The organism is Herbaspirillum sp. C9C3, assembly GCF_013359625.1.
Taxonomy (GTDB): Bacteria; Pseudomonadota; Gammaproteobacteria; order Burkholderiales; family Burkholderiaceae_D; genus Herbaspirillum.
In genome coordinates, this window is sequence record NZ_JABFMQ010000007.1 from 189,372 (window position 1) to 206,667 (window position 17,296).

Genomic DNA, 17,296 nt, shown 5'->3' on the forward strand with positions numbered 1-17,296 from the left:
CAGCATCGCACCGCCTGCCAAGGCTCAAAACGTGGAGAAGAAACGGAATTTTTTAAAAATCTTTGCAGCTGAAAAAGCGTGTTGGGGATTCTTCACAATTGCTCTGCCCCATGGGTGCGCAAGGATGCTCACATCCAAGTAGAATCCCGTCTCCATCGCATGTATCCGCAACCGCCGGTGACCGACGCAGCCACTCCCACGACTTCTTCTGCCTTGCGCCCCGGCGAGCGCGCAGGTTTCCTGCTGTCCCGGCATTGGCGCGATACGCCGGCCGGGGTGGAGATCGAGCTGTGGCTGGCCACCGACGACGGTCCGCAATGCCTGCGCCTGCCGCCGCAGATGGCGGTAGCCTTCGTGCCGCAGGAGCATGCCGAACGGGTGCGGGCACACATCGTCAACGAACCCGATATGGAACTGCGCACGCTGGCGCATTTGAAGGATCTCAGTCAGCGTCCTGTGCTGGGTCTCTATGCGCGCCAGTACCGCAAGCTGCTGAAGATGGAGAAGGCTCTGATCGCCGCCGGCATCAGCGTCTACGAAGCCGACATCCGTCCGCCCGAACGCTACCTGATGGAGCGCTTCATCAATGCCCCCGTGGCCTTCCAGGGTGTGGACGATGGCCACGGCGTGCTGGTGGAGGGACGCATTCGTACCTTGCCGGGTTATCGCCCGCCCCTGAAACTGGCCTCACTGGATATCGAAACCAGCTGGCAGGGTGAGCTCTACAGCATCGCCATCGAAGGATGCGGCCAGCGCAGCGTCTTTGCGTTGGGGCCGCCCAGTGGTGCGGTGGCGGCGGTGAACTTCGATCTGCAGTTCTGCCAGAGTCGCAAGGAACTCATCGACTGCCTCAACACCTGGATCGCGCGCCATGATCCGGATGCGCTGATCGGCTGGAACCTGGTGCAGTTCGACCTCAACGTGCTGCAAAAGCAGGCGCAGAAATACCAGACCCGGCTACGTCTGGGTCGTGCCGGGCGCGTGCTGGAGTGGCGCGAACACGGCATGCGCGCCAATCATCTGCTGGTCAATGCGCCGGGCCGCCTGGTGATCGACGGCATCGAAAGTCTGCGTGGGGCCTTCTGGAATTTTTCCTCCTTCAGCCTGGAGAACGTGGCGCAAGCCCTGCTGGGCGAAGGCAAGGCCATCGCCACGCCCTATGAACGCATGGACGAGATCGATCGCATGTTCAACGAGGACAAGGCAGCCCTGGCGACCTACAACCTCAAGGATTGCGAGCTGGTCACGCGCATCTTCGAGCAGACCGACATCCTTTCCTTCCTGCTCGAACGCGCCAGCGTCACCGGGTTGCAGGCGGACCGCAGCGGCGGCTCGGTGGCGGCATTCACGCATCTCTATTTGCCGCACATGCACCGCAAGGGATATGTCGCCCCCAACCTGGGCGATGCCGAGGCGCTGGCCAGTCCGGGCGGCTTCGTCATGGAGTCGCGCGCGGGCTTGTACGACTCGGTGATCGTGCTGGACTACAAGAGCCTGTATCCCAGCATCATCCGCAGTTTCCTGATCGATCCGGTGGGGCTGGTCGATGGCACCTTGAATGAACCCGACAGCGCGACCGTACCCGGCTACAACGGTGCGCGCTTCTCGCGCCACAGTCACAGTCTTCCCGCCATCATCGCGCAGATATGGGAGGCTCGCGAGGCTGCCAAGGCCCAGGGCAACAAGCCGCTACAGCAGGCGCTGAAGATCATCATGAATTCCTTCTACGGCGTGCTGGGCTCGACCGGTTGCCGCTTCTTCGATTCGCGCCTGGCTTCGTCGATCACACGGCGCGGGCACGAGATCATGCACCGCACGCGCGAGCTCATCGAGGAGGCCGGTTACGAGGTCATCTATGGGGATACCGACTCCACCTTCGTCTGGCTGCGGCAGCCTCATGACGACGCCAGGGCGCGCGAGATCGGATTGCAGCTGACTGCACGCATCAACGCGTGGTGGCGACATCACCTGGCCGAGCAATACCAGCTGGAAAGCGCACTGGAACTGCAGTTCGAGGTGCATTACCAGCGTTTCCTGATGCCGCACGTGCGCGGTGCCGACACCGGCAGCAAGAAGCGCTATGCCGGTTACGTGCGCACGGCCGAGGGCCAGGACAAGGTCACCTACAAGGGGCTGGAAACGGTGCGTACAGACTGGTCGCCACTGGCGCAGCGCTTCCAGCAGGAACTGTATCTGCGCATCTTCCGGGGCGAGCCCTACCGCGACTTCATCAGCGGCTATGTGGCCGACCTGCTGGCCGGGCGGCTGGATGCGTTGCTGGTCTATCGCAAGCGGCTGCGCCGCCAGCTCGACCATTACGAGAAGAACGTGCCGCCCCATGTGCGCGCAGCGCGCATGGCCGATCAGGTCAACGAGGAGGGCGGACGACCGCTGCAATACCAGCAGGGTGGCTGGATCAACTACGTCATGACCACGGCGGGACCGGAGCCGCTGGAAAAACGTCGTGCCGCCATCGACCATGGGCACTACCTGGAGCGTCAGCTGGCACCGGTGGCCGACGCCATCCTGGTGTTCGTGGGCGATAGTTTCGCGGCAGTTACCTCGCCGCAGCGGGAGTTGTTTTGATGTGCCGGGGCCAATGACAAAGGGCCGGATTCATCGAATCCAGCCCTTGGCCGACCTGCGGGCATACGGCGATTGTTTACGCCAGCGCCATGACTGTATTCACGCTTCAGCGGTAATGCGAATCCTGCTCGTGCGGCGCCCGGCGTACATGGCGCACGCGCACCGGTACCGGCTGCGGTCCTGTCTTGCCATACACCTTCTGCCACAGCACCAGCCCGAACGCCAGACCGCCCGCCAGCAGGTAGACGGCATAGAAGGCGGCGAGATAGCTACCGTAGTGCAGCAGGGTCTGGATGATGGCCATGGGGTCCTCCGTGGAATGAATCAATGTCGATGGCCCCATCGTATTGCACCTGCCGGGATGCCGATATCAGGGTTTTTCTGATGGGCGCACCTGCAACGATGCCGGGGCCGGGGCCGGGGCCGTCTGCAGGTGCTGCAGCAGCTTGCCGATCATGGCGATCACGGTCAGCCCGACGATGCAGAAGAATACCGCCAGCGGCGTGAGACTCTGGATGGAGACGAATCCGGCCAGCCCCATCATGCCCGAGGACACCAGCAGCAGCGCGAAACCCAGGATGGCGCTGGTGAGCCCGGCAATGTGCGGGAAGATCGAATTGCCCTTGGCCATGAGCGTGGGATACATGGCCCCGGCGCAGAAAGCCATCACCAGCACCGGCGAGATGAGCGTCCAGACCTGCAGTCCCACGGTCAGGCCCAGTGCCAGCATGGCGAAGGCCGCCGCCGTCATCACGCGCGCGCCGATGCGCAGGCGCTGTTCCGCCGTGGGCAGGCGGCGATGGTGGATACGGTTGGAAATGCCTCCCAGGAAATACATCATCCCGATGGCCAGTGCCAGGTAGCCGAAGAAGGTCGGTGGCTGGTGCAAGGTATTTTGCACCATGAAGGGCCCGACGATATTGAACACCAGCAGGATGCTGTAGCACAGCCCCTGGGCCAGGAAGCAGCTCTGGAACACCGGGCTGGCCAGGACCATGCGCGCATTCTTGAGCAACGTGACCGGATGCAGCTGTACCGGCTGCTCCAGCGTTTCGCGGTAGCGCCACAGGATGGCCCACATCGCCAATGAATAGATCAACAGGAACACCAGGCAGGAACGCCAGCCGAACGCTTCCTGCAGGTGCGCCCCGATCACCGGCGCAATGATCGGGGCCAGGCCCCAGGCAATGGCCATGTAGGTATAGGCATGTACCAGCGCCTGTCCGGCGAAGGAATCGGTGATGATGGCCTTGGCCAGCAGGTTGGTGGCAGCGATGCCGAAGCCCTGCAGCACCCGCGCCGCGACAAAGGTCTCCAGGTTGGGGGCGGCCAGCGACAGCACGCAGCCCAGTGTGAACAGGCCCAGGCCCAGCATCAGGATGCGCTTGCGCCCATAGGCATCGGCCAGCGGCCCGAATACCAGTTGGCCGAAGGCATAGGCGATCAGATAACCCGTCACGCTGGTCTGGATGGCCTGAGCCGAAGTGGCATAGTCGATGGCCATTTCCGGCAGGGCCGGTACGTACAGGTCGATGGCCAGCTGACCCGCCGAGGCAAAGGCGCAGATCAGGAACAGCAGGAAACGCGGATGATTGGCAGGACGCGATGCAACGGGGTTCATGGGAAGACAGTCTGCAGGGCAAAGTCCGCTATTGTGAACCTGGATGCAGTTTTCTGCTGGCGCTCATCCAATCGTGAACGCAGCGTCACTCATAAGATGAAAATGTTCTGATCTTTTTGTCATGAACCAAGATAGTTTTAGAGAGAAATTCAAATTTATTCGATAAAAAAAACGAACGAATTCTAGATTCATCGAGCATCTCTGCGGGATTCCTCCCAAACCGAAGCACCGCAAGTATCGTCCGCCTGCCGGTCGGCGAAGCACTGCCCAAAAGGCTTTGCCCGCTGCGCCCGGCTTTTTTTCGGACGAACAGGGAGGGGAAGATGTCGATCTATAAACGGTTTTCAATCAGGCAGATCCTGCTGACGCTCACCGTCATCATCGCGGCGCTGATGGTCACGCTGATGGTGGTGGCCATGGCCGAGGCGCAGGCCGGGCGGGAACTCAACCAGGCCCATATGCGGCGCCATGTCTCGCAGCAGCTGGCGGCGGAATTGCGCCAGAGCTCGGATGATCTCACGCGCCTGGCGCGCACCTACGTGGTCACCGGCAATGCGGAGTATGAGCGCCAGTATCACGCCATCCTGGATATTCGCGACGGCAAGCGCCCACGCCCCGAGCATTACGAGCGTATCTACTGGGATCTGGTGGCTGCCGACGGCCAGCCGCCCCGTCCCGACAGCAACGTGACGGCCTCGCTAGCCGCGCTGATGCAGCAAGCCGGTTTCACGCAGGCGGAGATGGACAAGCTGCTCGAAGCCAAGCGCAATTCCGATACCCTGGTCGCTACCGAGACCCGGGCCATGGACATCGTCCAGGGACATTACCAGGGCCGCCCGGGCACTGACCTGCTGCTGGCCGAGCCGGACCTGGCGATGGCTCGCAAGATCATGCACGACCACGCCTATCACGTGGAAAAGGCGCGCATCATGCGCCCGATTGACGAATTCCTGACCATGCTGGAGACGCGCACGGAGCAGGAGATCGCTCAGGCCAGCCAGCGCGCCGAATCCCTCAGTGCCCTGACCACCTTCGTGGCGGGCATGGTGCTGATGGTACTGGCGGTGAGCCTGGCCAGCCTGTACCGCCTCATTGCCGGGCCGCTCAGTCAGGCCGCCGATGTGGCCACGCGGGTCGCCAAGGGCGACCTGTGCGGGCACATCGAGGTCGAGTTCAAGGGCGAGGCCGGCCAGTTGCTGGCCTCGTTGCAGCACATGCAGCAGGGCTTGATCCACATCGTGCGCCAGGTGCGTCATGGTGCCAGGGTCATGCGCGGATCGGCCGGGGATATTGCCGACGGCGCCCTTGACCTGGCCACGCGCTCGGAGCAGCAGGCTTGCTCGCTGGAGCAAACCGCGGCGGCCATGGAACAGTTGAGTTCGACCGCACAGCAGAGCGCTGCGCACGCCCAGCGCGCAAGCGCCCTGGCCGATTCGGCAGCACGGGTGGCCGCCGCCGGGGGCGCCGCCGTCGAGCAGGTGGTGCTCAAGATGGGAGCCATCCAGGCCGCTGCCGGCCGTATCGTCGAGATCATCGGGGTGATCGACGGCATCGCCTTCCAGACCAATCTGCTGGCCCTGAACGCGGCCGTGGAGGCAGCCCATGCCGGTGAGCAGGGCCGTGGCTTCAGCGTGGTCGCCAGCGAGGTGCGGGTGCTGGCACAGCGCTCGTCGGCCGCCGCCCAGGAGATCAAGGACCTGATCGTGGCCTCGGTGGCGCAGATCGAAGAAGGAAGCCAGCGTGCCCAGGCGGCCGGCCTGACCATGCAGGAAGTGGTCACGCAGGTGGGTTGCGTGAACCAGGTCATTGCCGAGATCGCCAGCGTGAGCATGCAGCAGTCGGCCGGCATGGTGCAGGTGACCGAGGCCGTCAGCGCCATGGATCAGGTCACGCAACACAATGTGGCGCTGGTCCAGCAGTCCTCGGCGGCCGCCGAAGCGATGCGTCTGGCCACTGAACGCATGGCCGAACTGGTGGGGTCGTTCCGGCTGGATCATGGCGAATTCCATGACGGCGATGGCATGGTCATCGACATGGCCGCCTGAGGCGAGCCGCGATGCTGCGCCCGGCCCCGCCATGACGCACCTCAGTAGTCAGTAGCGGGCATCGGCCGGCTTCTTGTCCCGGGGCCAGTCCTTGACCTTGGGTGCGAAATCAGGACGTGGCTGGTGCGTGAAGAACTCGGCCACATCCACCGCCTCCTGGTCCGACAGCCCGCCCTGACCCAGCGGAAAGCGATCATGCAGGGCGATGGGCATATTTTGTTTGACGAAAGCGGCAGCCGTGTAGGTACGTGCCATGCCGGCACCGATGTTGAAGGACTGCTCGCCCCACAGGGCAGGGTAGATCCACTGGCCGGCCTGGCTGCGCAGCCCTTCGCCCTGTGCCCCATGACAGGCAGCGCACTGGGCGCGGTAGATGTGCTCGCCATTGACGGGATCGGGTTTCAGCGTCCGGTCGATTTTGCCGATGCCGCGTCCCGGCACCTTCTGGCCGGGCTGGGTATCGCGACGCATCCATTCGATATAAGCCAGCATGGCCTTCATGTCTTCCGATCCCGGTGGCAGGGGCTTGCCGTTCATGGAACGTTGGAAGCAGCCATTGACGCGGTCTTCCAGTGTGATGATCCGTCCGGCCCGCGCCGCATAGCTGGGGAAAGCGGCCGCTACCCCCACATAAGGCGAACCGCCGCCGACCGTACCGGCATTGAGATGGCAACTGGCGCAGTTCAGTCCGTTACCCACGTGCTGCGGCAGCATTCGCCTGGTCTCGATGTTGATGCGGGCTCCGTTGACCAACTGGGCCGCATTGTTCTCCTTGAGCATGTCGGCCAGGCGCGGGGCGTCGAAGCGTGGACCGCCCCGTTTTTCCTGATCCGCGCCAAGCTGCGCGCGCAGTCCGGCGACCTGCTGTGCGCTGATGCGGGTGTCTTGGCGTCGGCCCCAGCTGGCCCGCACGAAGTTGATGATCTCGGCAATCTCGTCATCGCCCAGCTCGGCAAAGGCAGGCATGCTCCATACCCGCGGCTGGCCATGTGTGCGGGCGGTGCGCCACCCGGTGAGCATGATGTGGATCAGCGAGGACGGCTCATCGCTCCGCACGGTCGGATTTCCGGCCAGCGGAGGGAACAGCGCTGGTACTCCATTGCCGTCGCTGCGATGACAAGACACGCAGAACTGCACATAGCCCAACCCGCCACGCGAGGTGTACAGGTCAGCGGGGACGGTACCGGCGACCTCCATGGCCGGCGTGGCCGCGCCAGCGGCACGGGATGGGGAGGGCAGGCTGGCCAGATAGCTGCCCACGGCGAGCAGATCCTCGTTGGTCAGGTATTGCGTGCTCTGCTGGATCACATCGACCATGTTGCCCGCCACCGTCCCGTGGCGGTTGCTGCCGGTCCTGAGCAGTCGGGCCAGGTCCTCCGGTTGCCATTTTCCGCGCAGGTCGAGGGCGCGCCAGTGTTCCACCGTCTCACCGGAAAGGAACAGCGAGCCATTGCTGCCGGCCTCGCTCATGGTCTTTTCCTGGAAGCCGACGCCGCGTGGCGTATGGCAGGCGCCGCAGTGACCGGGGCCCTGGACGATGTAAGCGCCGCGATTCCATTGCGCCGAGCGCGAGGGGTCCGGCTGGAAGACGCTGCGTTGCAGGAAGGCCATGTTCCACAGCGCCATGCCCCAGCGCTGGTTGAAGGGGAAAGACATCTCCAGCGGCTGGTTGGCTTGCCTGACCGGCTTGACCCCTTGCATGAGATAGACGTACAGATCGCGCATGTCCGCTTCGGTCATCTTCGCGTAGGACGGATAGGGCATGGCCGGATAGAGATGGTGTCCGTCCGCCGTGACGCCTTCACGCATGGCGCGGTCGAACTGCGGGAAGCTGTATTGGCCGATTCCGGTCTGGCGATCCGGGGTGATGTTGGTGGAGTACAGCTTGCCGAAGGGAGTTTCAAGCGCCAGGCCACCGGCCATGGGCTTGCTTTTGTCGCTGGTGTGGCAGGCCGCGCAGTCACCCAGCCGGGCGATGTAGCGACCGCGCAAGACCTGTTCACGGGTGCTGGCGTCGAGGGCGTCACTGAAGTCGGCAGGAAGCTCATCCGGCACGGCGGGCGGGATCGCTGCGCCAGGCGGCGCAACTGCCGGCGGGGCGGCAGCGGCCAGGGGCGAGGTCAGGGTGCAGCACAGCGTGAGCCACGCAAGCAAGAGCGCGGACTGTCGGGCAAGGGCAAGACGAAGCGTTGACATGATGGGTCCTGATCGTTTTTGTCGAGAGGGGATGCCACCATTTAAACCTTGCTCCACAGTCACTTTGACGCGATGATCGGACCCTGCTTGATCTTGCGCAAAGAGCGTTGGCGAGGCACCTGTCAGATTTTTGATGGCCTTCACAAACAGGCCGGGACATGAAAAAACGCCAGCCGGAATGTCCGGATGGCGTTGTCGTCAGAGCAGGGGCAGCAGCAGCTGCCCGCGTCAGGCGAGCGCTACTTGCGCGCTGAACGCAAGGACATCCGCTGCAGGATCGGCATGCGATCGAACAGCTGATGCCACAGTGCGCCCAGCACATGCAGCCCGACCAGGAAATAGACCGCATTGCCCATGAACTCGTGCACTTCCTTGATGGGACCGCGCACGGCCATGTCCTTGGCCAGGATCACCGGCAGCGTCATGCCGAAGAAGACCACATCGCGCCCACCGGCCTGGGTGAACAGGATGCCGGTAATGGGCAGGCCGATCATCACCGCATACAGCAGCAGGTGCACGGCCTGCGCACCGAGTTGCTGCAGGCGCGGCAGCGGCAGCTCCGCTGGCACGCCCAGCGTCTTGCGCGCGATCAGGCGCACCACGACCAGGATCAGTACCAACTGGCCTGCGTGCATGTGCACGGTGCGCAGCAGGTCGCGCAGGGGATCGCTCTTGGGGATGTCATCGCGATATTCGATGGTGGCCAGCGCCACCACGAACAGCAGGAACATCAGCCAGTGCAGCGCGGCGTAGAGGGGGTGATAACGGGTGCCTTGCCCGAGTGCATCATCGGTATTGTTCATCTGGGTTCCCATGGAAAAAAATGTTCCCAATGGTAAGTCAGGAAACTTGGATCAGCATTAGCCTGGCGCAATATTTTTTGACCAATGCTGACCATCGCCCCGTCATTGCCCCGCAACTTGTATGGATCAGATCACGCATCCAGCCATACATGCTCGGCGAAGGAATACCCCATCATGCCGCCCAGCGGAATCGGCGAGAGTCCCTTAAGCTTGCTGCTGTACCCGTCCAGGCTGGCGAGGAACATGGGAATGCCGATCCCGGCCTGCTCATGAATGAGGGTCTGCATGTCTCCATACATCTGCTTGCGCTTGCCGATATCGATCTCGGCGCGCGCAGCCGTCAGCAACTGGTCGAACTGCTCGCTCTTGAAACGCGACTCGTTCCAGGCGGCCTGGGACTGGAAGAACTGCGTGAGCAGTACGTCGGCGCTCGGGCGCGGATTGACGTTGCCGAATCCGACCGGATTGCTGAGCCATTGGTTGGCCCAGTAGCCTTCGGGCGGCATGCGCTTCAATTCCAGTTCCAGGCCGATGCGCTGCGCGGTCTGCTGCAGCACCGTGGCGATATCGACGGAATACATGGCCGCCACCGAGCAGACCATGGGCACCTTGCCGGTCACGCCCGATTTCTGCAGGTGGTACTTGGCCTTGTCCAGGTCCATCTGGCGTTGTGGCAGGCCGGCCAGATAAAAGCGGTTGGTCGGATCGATGGGCTGATCGTTGCCCAGCACGGCGTGGCCGCGGGCGATGTTCTTGCGCATCACCTCGCGGTCCATCAAATACTTCATGGCCAGCACGAAGTCGGGGTTGCTGCCGGGGCCGATGTCCTTGCGCAGGATCAGGTCGGTGTAGGCGCCGGACTGGGTTTCCAGCACCGCAAAGCCGGAGCTGCCCTTGATCCGCTCGATGGTGCGCGGATTGAGGTTGGCCACCAGGTCGAGTCCGCCCGAGAGCAGGGCGTTGACGCGTGCATTCTCGTCGCCGATGCCGACCAGTTCGATCTCGTCCAGATAGGGCTTGCCAGGCTTCCAGTAGTTGTCGTTGCGCACGACCACGGAGCGGATGCCCGGACTGAATTCCTTGAGCTTGTAGGGGCCGGTACCGATGCCGGTGCTGAAGTCGGTCGTGCCGGCCTTGACGATGTGGAAGTGGAAGGTACCGACGATGACCGGCAGGTCGGCATTGGGTGCAACCAGGGTGACGGTGACTTCGTTGGGCCCGCTCTCCTTGACGCTGTCGATCTGGTCGGCCAGGGTCTTGGCCTTGGACGCCGTGGCCGGGTCCTTGTGGCGCATGAGCGAGAACACCACGTCGGCCGGCGTGAGCGGCTTGCCGTCATGGAAGGTAACGCCACGGCGCAGCTTGAACACCCAGACCTTGGCATCCTTGCTGCTGAACGACTCGGCCAGGGCCGGTTGCGGCGTCAGACTGGCATCCAGCGAGGTCAGACCGTTGTAGAGCATGGTGCCACGCGAGTAATCGGTCTTGTTGGCCTGCTTGGCCGGGTCCAGCGTGTCGCTGACCGAGGCGGTGTCGCTGCCCACGCGCAGCTTGCCGCCGCGACGCGGAGTCTGGGCGTAGGCGCTGGCGGCGCTGGTCGCCAGGCTGCCGGCCAGTGCGGCCTGCATGCCGCCGGCCATGAGCACCTTGAGAATATCGCGGCGGCTGGCGCCACGCTTGAGGCAATCCATCACACCGGCGGTAGCGTTGGCCAGCAGAGTGAGATCGTGTTTGTTCTTGCCGTTGTCGTCCATGTTGCAGCTCCCTGTGTGGTTGAGGCGTGAGAAGACAGGCGGACCGGGGGGGGATGGCCGGTCCGGACTTGGATGAACTGATGCAAGCTGGCGCCGCGCAGCGCCAGTCAGGGCGGGCTGTACGGCCCGCCGGGAGGTGGGCGGATCGCGCGATCCGCCCTGCGTCACTGACCTGCTTCTACCGCATCGGCCAGTTGGGCCAGCGTGTGGAAGTGGTAATCCGGTACCGTATGTTCGGAGGCGATGGTGCCGCCCGAACTGGGCTTGCCGTGACGGCGCTCGATCCAGCAGGTGGTGATGCCCAGGCGTTTGGACACGCCGATGTCGTGATACTGGCTTTGCGCCACATGCAGGTTGTCGGCCTGGCGATACCCCCATTGACCTTCGAAGCGGCCGCGTGCGTAGGCGAAATATTGCGGGTCGGGTTTTTCGCAGAGCGCGTCGTCGCAGCTGAGCAGCAGGTCGAAGGGCTCGCCCAGGGTGCGCGCGAAGTGCTGCAGGGCCCAGGTCTGGGCGTTGGTCATGGTGACCAGCTTGAAGTGCTTGCGCAGACGCTGCAGGGCCTCGACCGAGTCCGGGAACGCCGGCCAGTTGGCCACCGAGTCACGCAGACCGCGAGCCAGCGCGGGCGTATCGGGCAGGCCCAGGCCAGGGGCGATGACATGCCAGCAGCGTTCCAGGTCATCCGGATACCAGCCTGTGTTGCCGTCACTGCGGGCGGCGCGATAGGCTGCCAGGAAATCCTCATCCGAGATCTTGCTCTCGGGGACAGCCTTGCGCAGATAGGCGAGCATGCCGCCTTCGAAATCGATGAGGGTACCGACGACGTCAAACGTGAGTACCTTGAAATCCTTCAGAGGCATGTCTTGCTCCAGAAAAAGGGAATGACGATGAGAGTGGAGGCATAGCCACGAATGAGAGCGCTTGAGCTATTGCTTCAAGAATACGGGCGCGCGCGCCAGCACCGGATGCAAAGTAGGCTGGTCAAACCGCACAGAATTTTTTTCTGGACGGCTGCCACAGCATGCTGTGGCATGCCTTCTCCAGCGTTGCCGCAGGACGGGAATGCGCTTCTGCAGGTTCTCATCACGAGGCCGCCAGTACGCCCCGCTCGATCTGGTCGCGTTCAATGGATTCGAACAGGGCCTTGAAATTGCCCTCGCCGAAGCCGTCATCCCCCTTGCGCTGGATGAATTCGAAGAACACCGGACCCAGCAAGGTCTTGGAGAAGATCTGCAGCAGCAGGCGGCGTTGTCCGCCTTCGCTGCTGCCATCGAGCAGGATGCCGCGCGACTGCAGTTCGGTCACCGGTTCGCCATGGCCGGGCAGGCGGCCTTCGAGCATCTGGTAGTAGGTCGCCGGGGGCGCGCTCATCAGCGGCAGGCCGGCGGCTTTCAACTGGTCCAGAGTGCCGATGAGGTCATCGGTGGACAGGGCGATATGCTGGATGCCCTCGCCATTGAACTGCATCAGGAATTCCTCGATCTGGCCTGCGCCCTTGGAAGATTCCTCATTGAGCGGAATGCGGATCTTGCCGTCGGGTGCCGTCATGGCCTTGGAGGTCAGGCCGGTGTATTCACCCTTGATGTCGAAATAGCGTATCTCGCGGAAGTTGAACAGTTTCTCGTAGAAGCCCGCCCAGTAAGCCATGCGGCCGCGATAGACATTGTGGGTGAGGTGATCGATTTCCTTGAGGCCGACGCCCTTGGGCTGGTGCTCCACATCCTCGATGAAGGTGAAATCGATGTCGTAGATGGATTTTCCTTCCTCGAAGCGGTCGATCAGGTATAGCGGTGCACCACCGATACCCTTGATGGCCGGCAGGCGCAGTTCCATCGGGCCGGTGGGCATGTCCACCGGCTGCGCGCCCAGCGAGAGCGCGCGGGCATAGGCGTAGTGCGAATCCTTGACCCGGAAGGCCATACCGCAGGCGCTGGGGCCGTGCTCGCTGGCGAAATAGGCCGCAGCGCTGCCGGGTTCGCTATTGAGAATGAAGTTGATACCACCCTGGCGGTACAGGCTCACTGCCTTGGAGCGGTGGGTGGCGACCTTGGTGAATCCCATCATGGAAAACACCTGGTGCAGCACGGTCGGATCGGGGGCGGCGAATTCAACGAACTCGAAACCCATCAACTGCATGGGATTGTCAAACAGGTCGGGCATGGTCTTCTCCTTGGGCAAGACAGGATCGATGGCTGGCGGATGCGCAGGCTGCGCGTGACCGGCCGCAAGCGGCGACTGGCCGCTGCGGTGAGTCAGGTTGGCATGGGGAAGGCCGGGCTCAGGCGGCCTCGGTCATTCAGTGCCGGGTATCGGACAGGAACTTCTGCGCGCGCGGATGCTGCGGGCGGTGGAAGAAATCCTCGGGCGTGGCGCGCTCCAGTACCTGACCGGCATCGATGAACCAGACGCGATCGGCCACCTCACGGGCAAAGCCCATCTCGTGCGTGACGCAGACCATGGTCATGCCCTGGCGGGCCAGGTCCTTCATCACGGCCAGCACTTCGCCGACCATTTCCGGATCCAGCGCACTGGTCGGTTCATCAAACAGGATCAGCGGCGGTTCCATGGCCAGCGTGCGGGCAATGGCGACACGTTGCTGCTGGCCACCGGAGAGTTCAGTCGGGAAGGCCTGTGCCTTGTGTGCCAGGCCGACCCGTTCCAGCAGGGCATGGGCGCGCTCGCGCGCTTGGGCGCGGGGCATGCCGCGCACGGTGGTTGGCGCCATCATGACGTTCTCCAGCACGCTGCGGTGAGGGAACAGGTTGAACTGCTGGAACACGAAGCCGATCCCGGCACGCAGGGCATTGATGTCGCGTCCCGGTTCGTGCACATCCTGATCGGCCACGCGGATGCTGCCGCGGTCGATTTCTTCCAGTCGATTGACGGTGCGGATCAGGGTCGACTTGCCGGACCCGGACGGCCCGCATACCACCACCACTTCACCGGTGGCGACCTTTTCCGAAATCCCCTTGAGCACAGGCGTATTGCCATAGGATTTGTGGACGTCGATGAATTCAAGCATGGTCATTCCTCAGGCAGGACGGCTGCGGCGGGTACGGGCGATGCGCTGTTCGAGCGCGGCCACGGCACGGCTCAGGGCGAAGCACACCACGAAATAGGTCATCGCCAGCAGGGCATACACTTCAAACGGTTTGGTCAGCAGCTGGCTGTTGACCTGATAGGCGGCGTTGGTCAGTTCATCGACCCCGATCACGTAGGCCAGAGAGGTGTTCTTTACCACCACCACGAACTGGTTCATCATGCTGGGAATCATGTTGAACAGCGCCTGAGGCAGGATCACCTTGCGCAGCGTGGTCCAGTAACCCATGCCCAGCGTGCGCGCCGCTTCGGTCTGGCCACGCGGCAGGGCCTCAATGCCGGCCTTGACGATCTCACCCAGATAGGCGCTTTCGTAGATCACCAGCGCCACCAGCATCACCAGGCTGGCATTGATGCTCTTGCCGAACAGCATCGGAACGGCGAAATACGACCAGAACACCAGTAACAGCAGGGGCAAACCGCGCACCGTGTTGGCATACAGGCCGGCCAGCCGTGCCACCAGCCGTATCGGCGAAGTGCGACCGATGCCGACCAGCACCGCCAGCGGAAAGGACAGCAGCAGGGCGGCGGCGGCCAGAATGAGGGTCATGGCCAGTCCGCCCAGCGGGCCGTGCGGATATTCGCCGATCAGCAGGATCAGCCCATAGTCGTGCAGGATATCGAGCATGTCAGTTCCTCGCGCTGTTCAAGCGACGGCTGGCGTAGGCACCGGCCCCCATGATGAGCCACGACAGCAGCACATACACCACCGAGACCATCAGGAAGGCTTCAAAGGTGCGATAGGTCTCGTTCTCGATCTGGCGCGTGGCGTGCATCACGTCAGCTACGCCCACGGTCATGGCCAGGCTGGTGGCCTTGAACAGGGCCAGGGTCTGGTTCACCAGCGGCGGCAGGGCAGCACGCAGCGCCTGCGGCAGCAGGATGTGCTGCAGCGTCTGGCGGTACGACATGCCCAGCGAACGCGCTGCCTCCACCTGCCCGCGCGGCAGCGAACGCAGGCCGCTGCGCAGGTCCTCGCTCATGTAGGCTGCCGCGTAGAGCGTAAGCGCGATGCAGGAGAAGAAGAACTCGCCGTCGTGGTGGTTGATCCAGCGCTGCACCTCGCGCGGCAGCAGCTGCGGCATGCCGAAATACCACACGAAGATTTGCACCAGGCCAGGCACATTGCGGTGATACTCGACGAACAAGGCCACCAGGGCCTGCCCCAGCCTGCTGCTGGTGCTGCGCACGGCAGTCAGCAGCGAGGCCAGCAGCATGGCCAGGATCCAGCTGGTCACGAACAGCTTTACCGTCACCAGCAAACCATGCGCAAGCAGGCTCTGGTAATCCGGATTGGCCAGCAACAGGTCTTTCATGGGCTCCCCTCGGTCCTCATTCTGGTGGCTTGGCGCTTATTGGGCAAAGGCCGAGATGGGCGTGAGTTTCTTCTCGCGGGCAAAGGCGAAGCGCGTGTTGGGCCCGTACCACTTGTTCCAGATGGAATCGATCTCGCCAGCCTTTTCCATCTCTTCCAGCGACTTGTTGACCGCCGCCAGCAGGGCCGGCTCATCCTTCTTCACGCCCAGCGCGGTCGGCTCCCAGGCCAGAGCATCGTTGATGTAGGTGGCCTGCCCCTTGGATTCGACCAGGTAGCGCAGACCGGCGGTCTCGGAGGTGGAGAAGCCGTCCACCTTGTCCTGCATGAAGGCCAGGAAGGCGGATGGTCCATCCTGGTAGGTCACGATCTCGGTCTTGGGCAGGCCGCGACGGGCGTAGATTTCCGTGGTGGCGCTCTTGACCGCACTCACGCGCAACCCCGCCAGCTTGGCAAAGCTGTCGATATTGGCCGATTTCTTCACCATCACCCGGATCGGCACCTGATAGTGAGCCGAGCTGAAGGCAATCTGCTGTGCACGTTCCTTCGTATAGCCCAGGGCAGCCGACACCACGTCCACCCGTCCCACGCTCAGTTCGGGGATACGCTGCTCGATGGAGAGCCCCTTGTGTTCCATCTTCAGCCCCATGTGCTGGGCCAGGGCCTTGCAGATATCCACGTCGAAACCAACGATCTGGCGCGTCTGCGGATCCTGGTAGCCCAGCGGTTCGGTGCTGGTCAGGGTGCCGCAGACCAGGGTGCCGCGTGCCTTCATGTCGGCCAACTGGTCGGCATGAACGGCGGGCACGGCGGCCAGGCAGGCGGCCGAAACGGAAAACGCGAACAGGGTCTTGCGCAGTACGGAATGGGTGGTCATGGTGAGGCTCCTCGTTTTTGTGGTGGGGTGGACAAAAGGGCGTTGCAAGTCGTGGGTCAGGATCCGGCCGGGCGTTGCGTGACTGCATGCAAATCCCGTGCCGTGGAGAAATGCCCGGCCAGTCGGCTGCGCTCACCGGCGACCAGCGCAGCGCGCAGCTCGGCCAGCGAAGCGCTGAAGCGATCAATCTCGGCCAGCAGGGGGCCAGCGTTATGCACGGCAATGTCGGCCCAGAGTGCCGGATCTGAGGATCCCAGCCGGGTAAATCCGGTAAAGCCAGTGCCGCGATAGTCCAGCCACTGCCGCGCCAGAGGTTGCTGCGCCAGGCTGTGCAGGTAGGCATAGCTGAGCAGCTGGGGCAGATGACTCAGGCTGGCATAGATGGCGTCGTGCTCGTCGGCCGCCATGCGTGCCGTACGCGCGCCCAGCCGCTGCCAGAATTCCTCGATACGGGCCAGCGCGGCCGGTGGCGTGGCGGCATCCGGGGTGAGGATGCAGAGCTTGTCCTGCAGCAGATCGGCATCGGCCGACACCCAGCCGTGGCTGGCCTTGCCGGCGATGGGGTGACAGGGAATGAAGCGCGCCAGCGCGGCGCTGCTGCCATCTTGTTGCAGGGCCTGCAGGACCGGTCCCTTGACGCTGGCTACATCGATGCCCAGTGCGCGGCCGGCCGTGATATCGCGCCGGTGTACCCGCAGGTAGTCCAGCAGCACGCCCACAGGCTGGCACAGGATCACCAGGTCATGGTCGCGAAAGAAGTGTTCGGGACTGGCCGCGACCAGGTCGGCAAAGCCCGCTTCGCATACCTGCTCGGCCAGGGCGCGGTCGATGTCGAACACGGTCACGCGGCCCTGGTAGCCGTCGGCCCGCAGCGCCTTGAGGATGGAGCCGCCGATGAGACCCACGCCGCACAGGGCAATGCGCTCGAAGGGAAGGGACTGGCGTGTGGATGAGGTCAGCATGGGGCAAAGTATCAGATAGACATTCCATAATCACC

At 63.4% G+C, this 17,296-nt stretch carries 14 protein-coding genes; 2 read left to right on the forward strand and 12 right to left on the reverse strand.

Going from position 1 to position 17,296, the window contains the following annotated elements:
- The first annotated feature begins 159 nt into the window (after positions 1–159).
- Positions 160–2,586 (forward strand): DNA polymerase II, encoded by a 2,427-nt coding sequence (locus HNO82_RS09600; protein ID WP_175343539.1) that lies wholly within the window; start codon positions 160–162, stop codon positions 2,584–2,586.
- Positions 2,587–2,692: 106 nt separating this feature from the next.
- On the opposite strand, the gene HNO82_RS09605 is transcribed toward HNO82_RS09600, so the two are convergent.
- Both HNO82_RS09605 and HNO82_RS09610 read right to left on the reverse strand, forming a co-directional pair.
- On the reverse strand, positions 2,693–2,890 hold the full coding sequence (locus HNO82_RS09605) for a hypothetical protein (RefSeq protein ID WP_008329069.1): 198 nt from the start codon (positions 2,888–2,890) through the stop codon (positions 2,693–2,695).
- A 66-nt stretch (positions 2,891–2,956) separates the two neighbouring features.
- A complete protein-coding gene (locus tag HNO82_RS09610; RefSeq protein WP_175343540.1) occupies positions 2,957–4,207 on the reverse strand; it encodes a multidrug effflux MFS transporter in 1,251 nt (416 codons plus the stop codon).
- 323 nt (positions 4,208–4,530) lie between these two features.
- Between HNO82_RS09610 and HNO82_RS09615 the strand changes: the two genes are divergently transcribed.
- On the forward strand, positions 4,531–6,252 hold the full coding sequence (locus tag HNO82_RS09615) for a methyl-accepting chemotaxis protein (protein ID WP_175343541.1): 1,722 nt from the start codon (positions 4,531–4,533) through the stop codon (positions 6,250–6,252).
- Between the two features lie 48 nt (positions 6,253–6,300).
- On the opposite strand, the gene HNO82_RS09620 is transcribed toward HNO82_RS09615, so the two are convergent.
- The 10 genes from HNO82_RS09620 to HNO82_RS09665 all read right to left on the reverse strand — a co-directional run bounded on the left by HNO82_RS09620 (position 6,301) and on the right by HNO82_RS09665 (position 17,261).
- On the reverse strand, positions 6,301–8,448 hold the full coding sequence (locus HNO82_RS09620; RefSeq protein WP_249776973.1) for a c-type cytochrome: 2,148 nt from the start codon (positions 8,446–8,448) through the stop codon (positions 6,301–6,303).
- 239 nt (positions 8,449–8,687) lie between these two features.
- Complete coding sequence (locus tag HNO82_RS09625) at positions 8,688–9,251, reverse strand: cytochrome b (protein ID WP_175343542.1); 564 nt, start codon at positions 9,249–9,251, stop codon at positions 8,688–8,690.
- A 131-nt stretch (positions 9,252–9,382) separates the two neighbouring features.
- Positions 9,383–11,005 carry an ABC transporter substrate-binding protein gene (locus HNO82_RS09630; RefSeq protein WP_175343543.1) on the reverse strand — a complete coding sequence of 541 codons (1,623 nt, stop codon included), beginning with the start codon at positions 11,003–11,005 and terminating at the stop codon, positions 9,383–9,385.
- Between the two features lie 164 nt (positions 11,006–11,169).
- Positions 11,170–11,868: an HAD-IA family hydrolase gene (locus HNO82_RS09635; RefSeq protein WP_175343544.1), complete on the reverse strand. Its 699-nt coding sequence runs from the start codon at positions 11,866–11,868 to the stop codon at positions 11,170–11,172.
- 223 nt (positions 11,869–12,091) lie between these two features.
- Positions 12,092–13,168: a 4-hydroxyphenylpyruvate dioxygenase gene (gene hppD, locus HNO82_RS09640; protein ID WP_175343545.1), complete on the reverse strand. Its 1,077-nt coding sequence runs from the start codon at positions 13,166–13,168 to the stop codon at positions 12,092–12,094.
- A gap of 136 nt (positions 13,169–13,304) precedes the next feature.
- Positions 13,305–14,030, reverse strand: coding sequence for an amino acid ABC transporter ATP-binding protein (locus HNO82_RS09645; RefSeq protein ID WP_175343546.1), 726 nt, complete (start codon positions 14,028–14,030; stop codon positions 13,305–13,307).
- Between the two features lie 9 nt (positions 14,031–14,039).
- On the reverse strand, positions 14,040–14,735 hold the full coding sequence (locus HNO82_RS09650; RefSeq protein WP_175343547.1) for an amino acid ABC transporter permease: 696 nt from the start codon (positions 14,733–14,735) through the stop codon (positions 14,040–14,042).
- A gap of 1 nt (position 14,736) precedes the next feature.
- A complete protein-coding gene (locus HNO82_RS09655) occupies positions 14,737–15,423 on the reverse strand; it encodes an amino acid ABC transporter permease (RefSeq protein WP_175343548.1) in 687 nt (228 codons plus the stop codon).
- Positions 15,424–15,459: 36 nt separating this feature from the next.
- The gene (locus tag HNO82_RS09660) at positions 15,460–16,299 is read right to left on the reverse strand and encodes an ABC transporter substrate-binding protein (protein WP_175343549.1); all 840 of its coding nucleotides are present in this window, start codon (positions 16,297–16,299) and stop codon (positions 15,460–15,462) included.
- A gap of 56 nt (positions 16,300–16,355) precedes the next feature.
- Positions 16,356–17,261 carry a prephenate dehydrogenase gene (locus tag HNO82_RS09665; RefSeq protein WP_175343550.1) on the reverse strand — a complete coding sequence of 302 codons (906 nt, stop codon included), beginning with the start codon at positions 17,259–17,261 and terminating at the stop codon, positions 16,356–16,358.
- Between the last annotated feature and the right edge of the window lie 35 nt (positions 17,262–17,296).

Bases quoted from the DNA above. Each gene is read 5' to 3' on its own strand.
- HNO82_RS09600 (WP_175343539.1), top strand. From the start codon at position 160: ATGTATCCGCAACCGCCGGTGACCGACGCAGCCACTCCCACGACTTCT.
- HNO82_RS09605 (WP_008329069.1), bottom strand. From the start codon at position 2,890: ATGGCCATCATCCAGACCCTGCTGCACTACGGTAGCTATCTCGCCGCC.
- HNO82_RS09610 (WP_175343540.1), bottom strand. From the start codon at position 4,207: ATGAACCCCGTTGCATCGCGTCCTGCCAATCATCCGCGTTTCCTGCTG.
- HNO82_RS09615 (WP_175343541.1), top strand. From the start codon at position 4,531: ATGTCGATCTATAAACGGTTTTCAATCAGGCAGATCCTGCTGACGCTC.
- HNO82_RS09620 (WP_249776973.1), bottom strand. From the start codon at position 8,448: ATGTCAACGCTTCGTCTTGCCCTTGCCCGACAGTCCGCGCTCTTGCTT.
- HNO82_RS09625 (WP_175343542.1), bottom strand. From the start codon at position 9,251: ATGAACAATACCGATGATGCACTCGGGCAAGGCACCCGTTATCACCCC.
- HNO82_RS09630 (WP_175343543.1), bottom strand. From the start codon at position 11,005: ATGGACGACAACGGCAAGAACAAACACGATCTCACTCTGCTGGCCAAC.
- HNO82_RS09635 (WP_175343544.1), bottom strand. From the start codon at position 11,868: ATGCCTCTGAAGGATTTCAAGGTACTCACGTTTGACGTCGTCGGTACC.
- hppD (WP_175343545.1), bottom strand. From the start codon at position 13,168: ATGCCCGACCTGTTTGACAATCCCATGCAGTTGATGGGTTTCGAGTTC.
- HNO82_RS09645 (WP_175343546.1), bottom strand. From the start codon at position 14,030: ATGCTTGAATTCATCGACGTCCACAAATCCTATGGCAATACGCCTGTG.
- HNO82_RS09650 (WP_175343547.1), bottom strand. From the start codon at position 14,735: ATGCTCGATATCCTGCACGACTATGGGCTGATCCTGCTGATCGGCGAA.
- HNO82_RS09655 (WP_175343548.1), bottom strand. From the start codon at position 15,423: ATGAAAGACCTGTTGCTGGCCAATCCGGATTACCAGAGCCTGCTTGCG.
- HNO82_RS09660 (WP_175343549.1), bottom strand. From the start codon at position 16,299: ATGACCACCCATTCCGTACTGCGCAAGACCCTGTTCGCGTTTTCCGTT.
- HNO82_RS09665 (WP_175343550.1), bottom strand. From the start codon at position 17,261: ATGCTGACCTCATCCACACGCCAGTCCCTTCCCTTCGAGCGCATTGCC.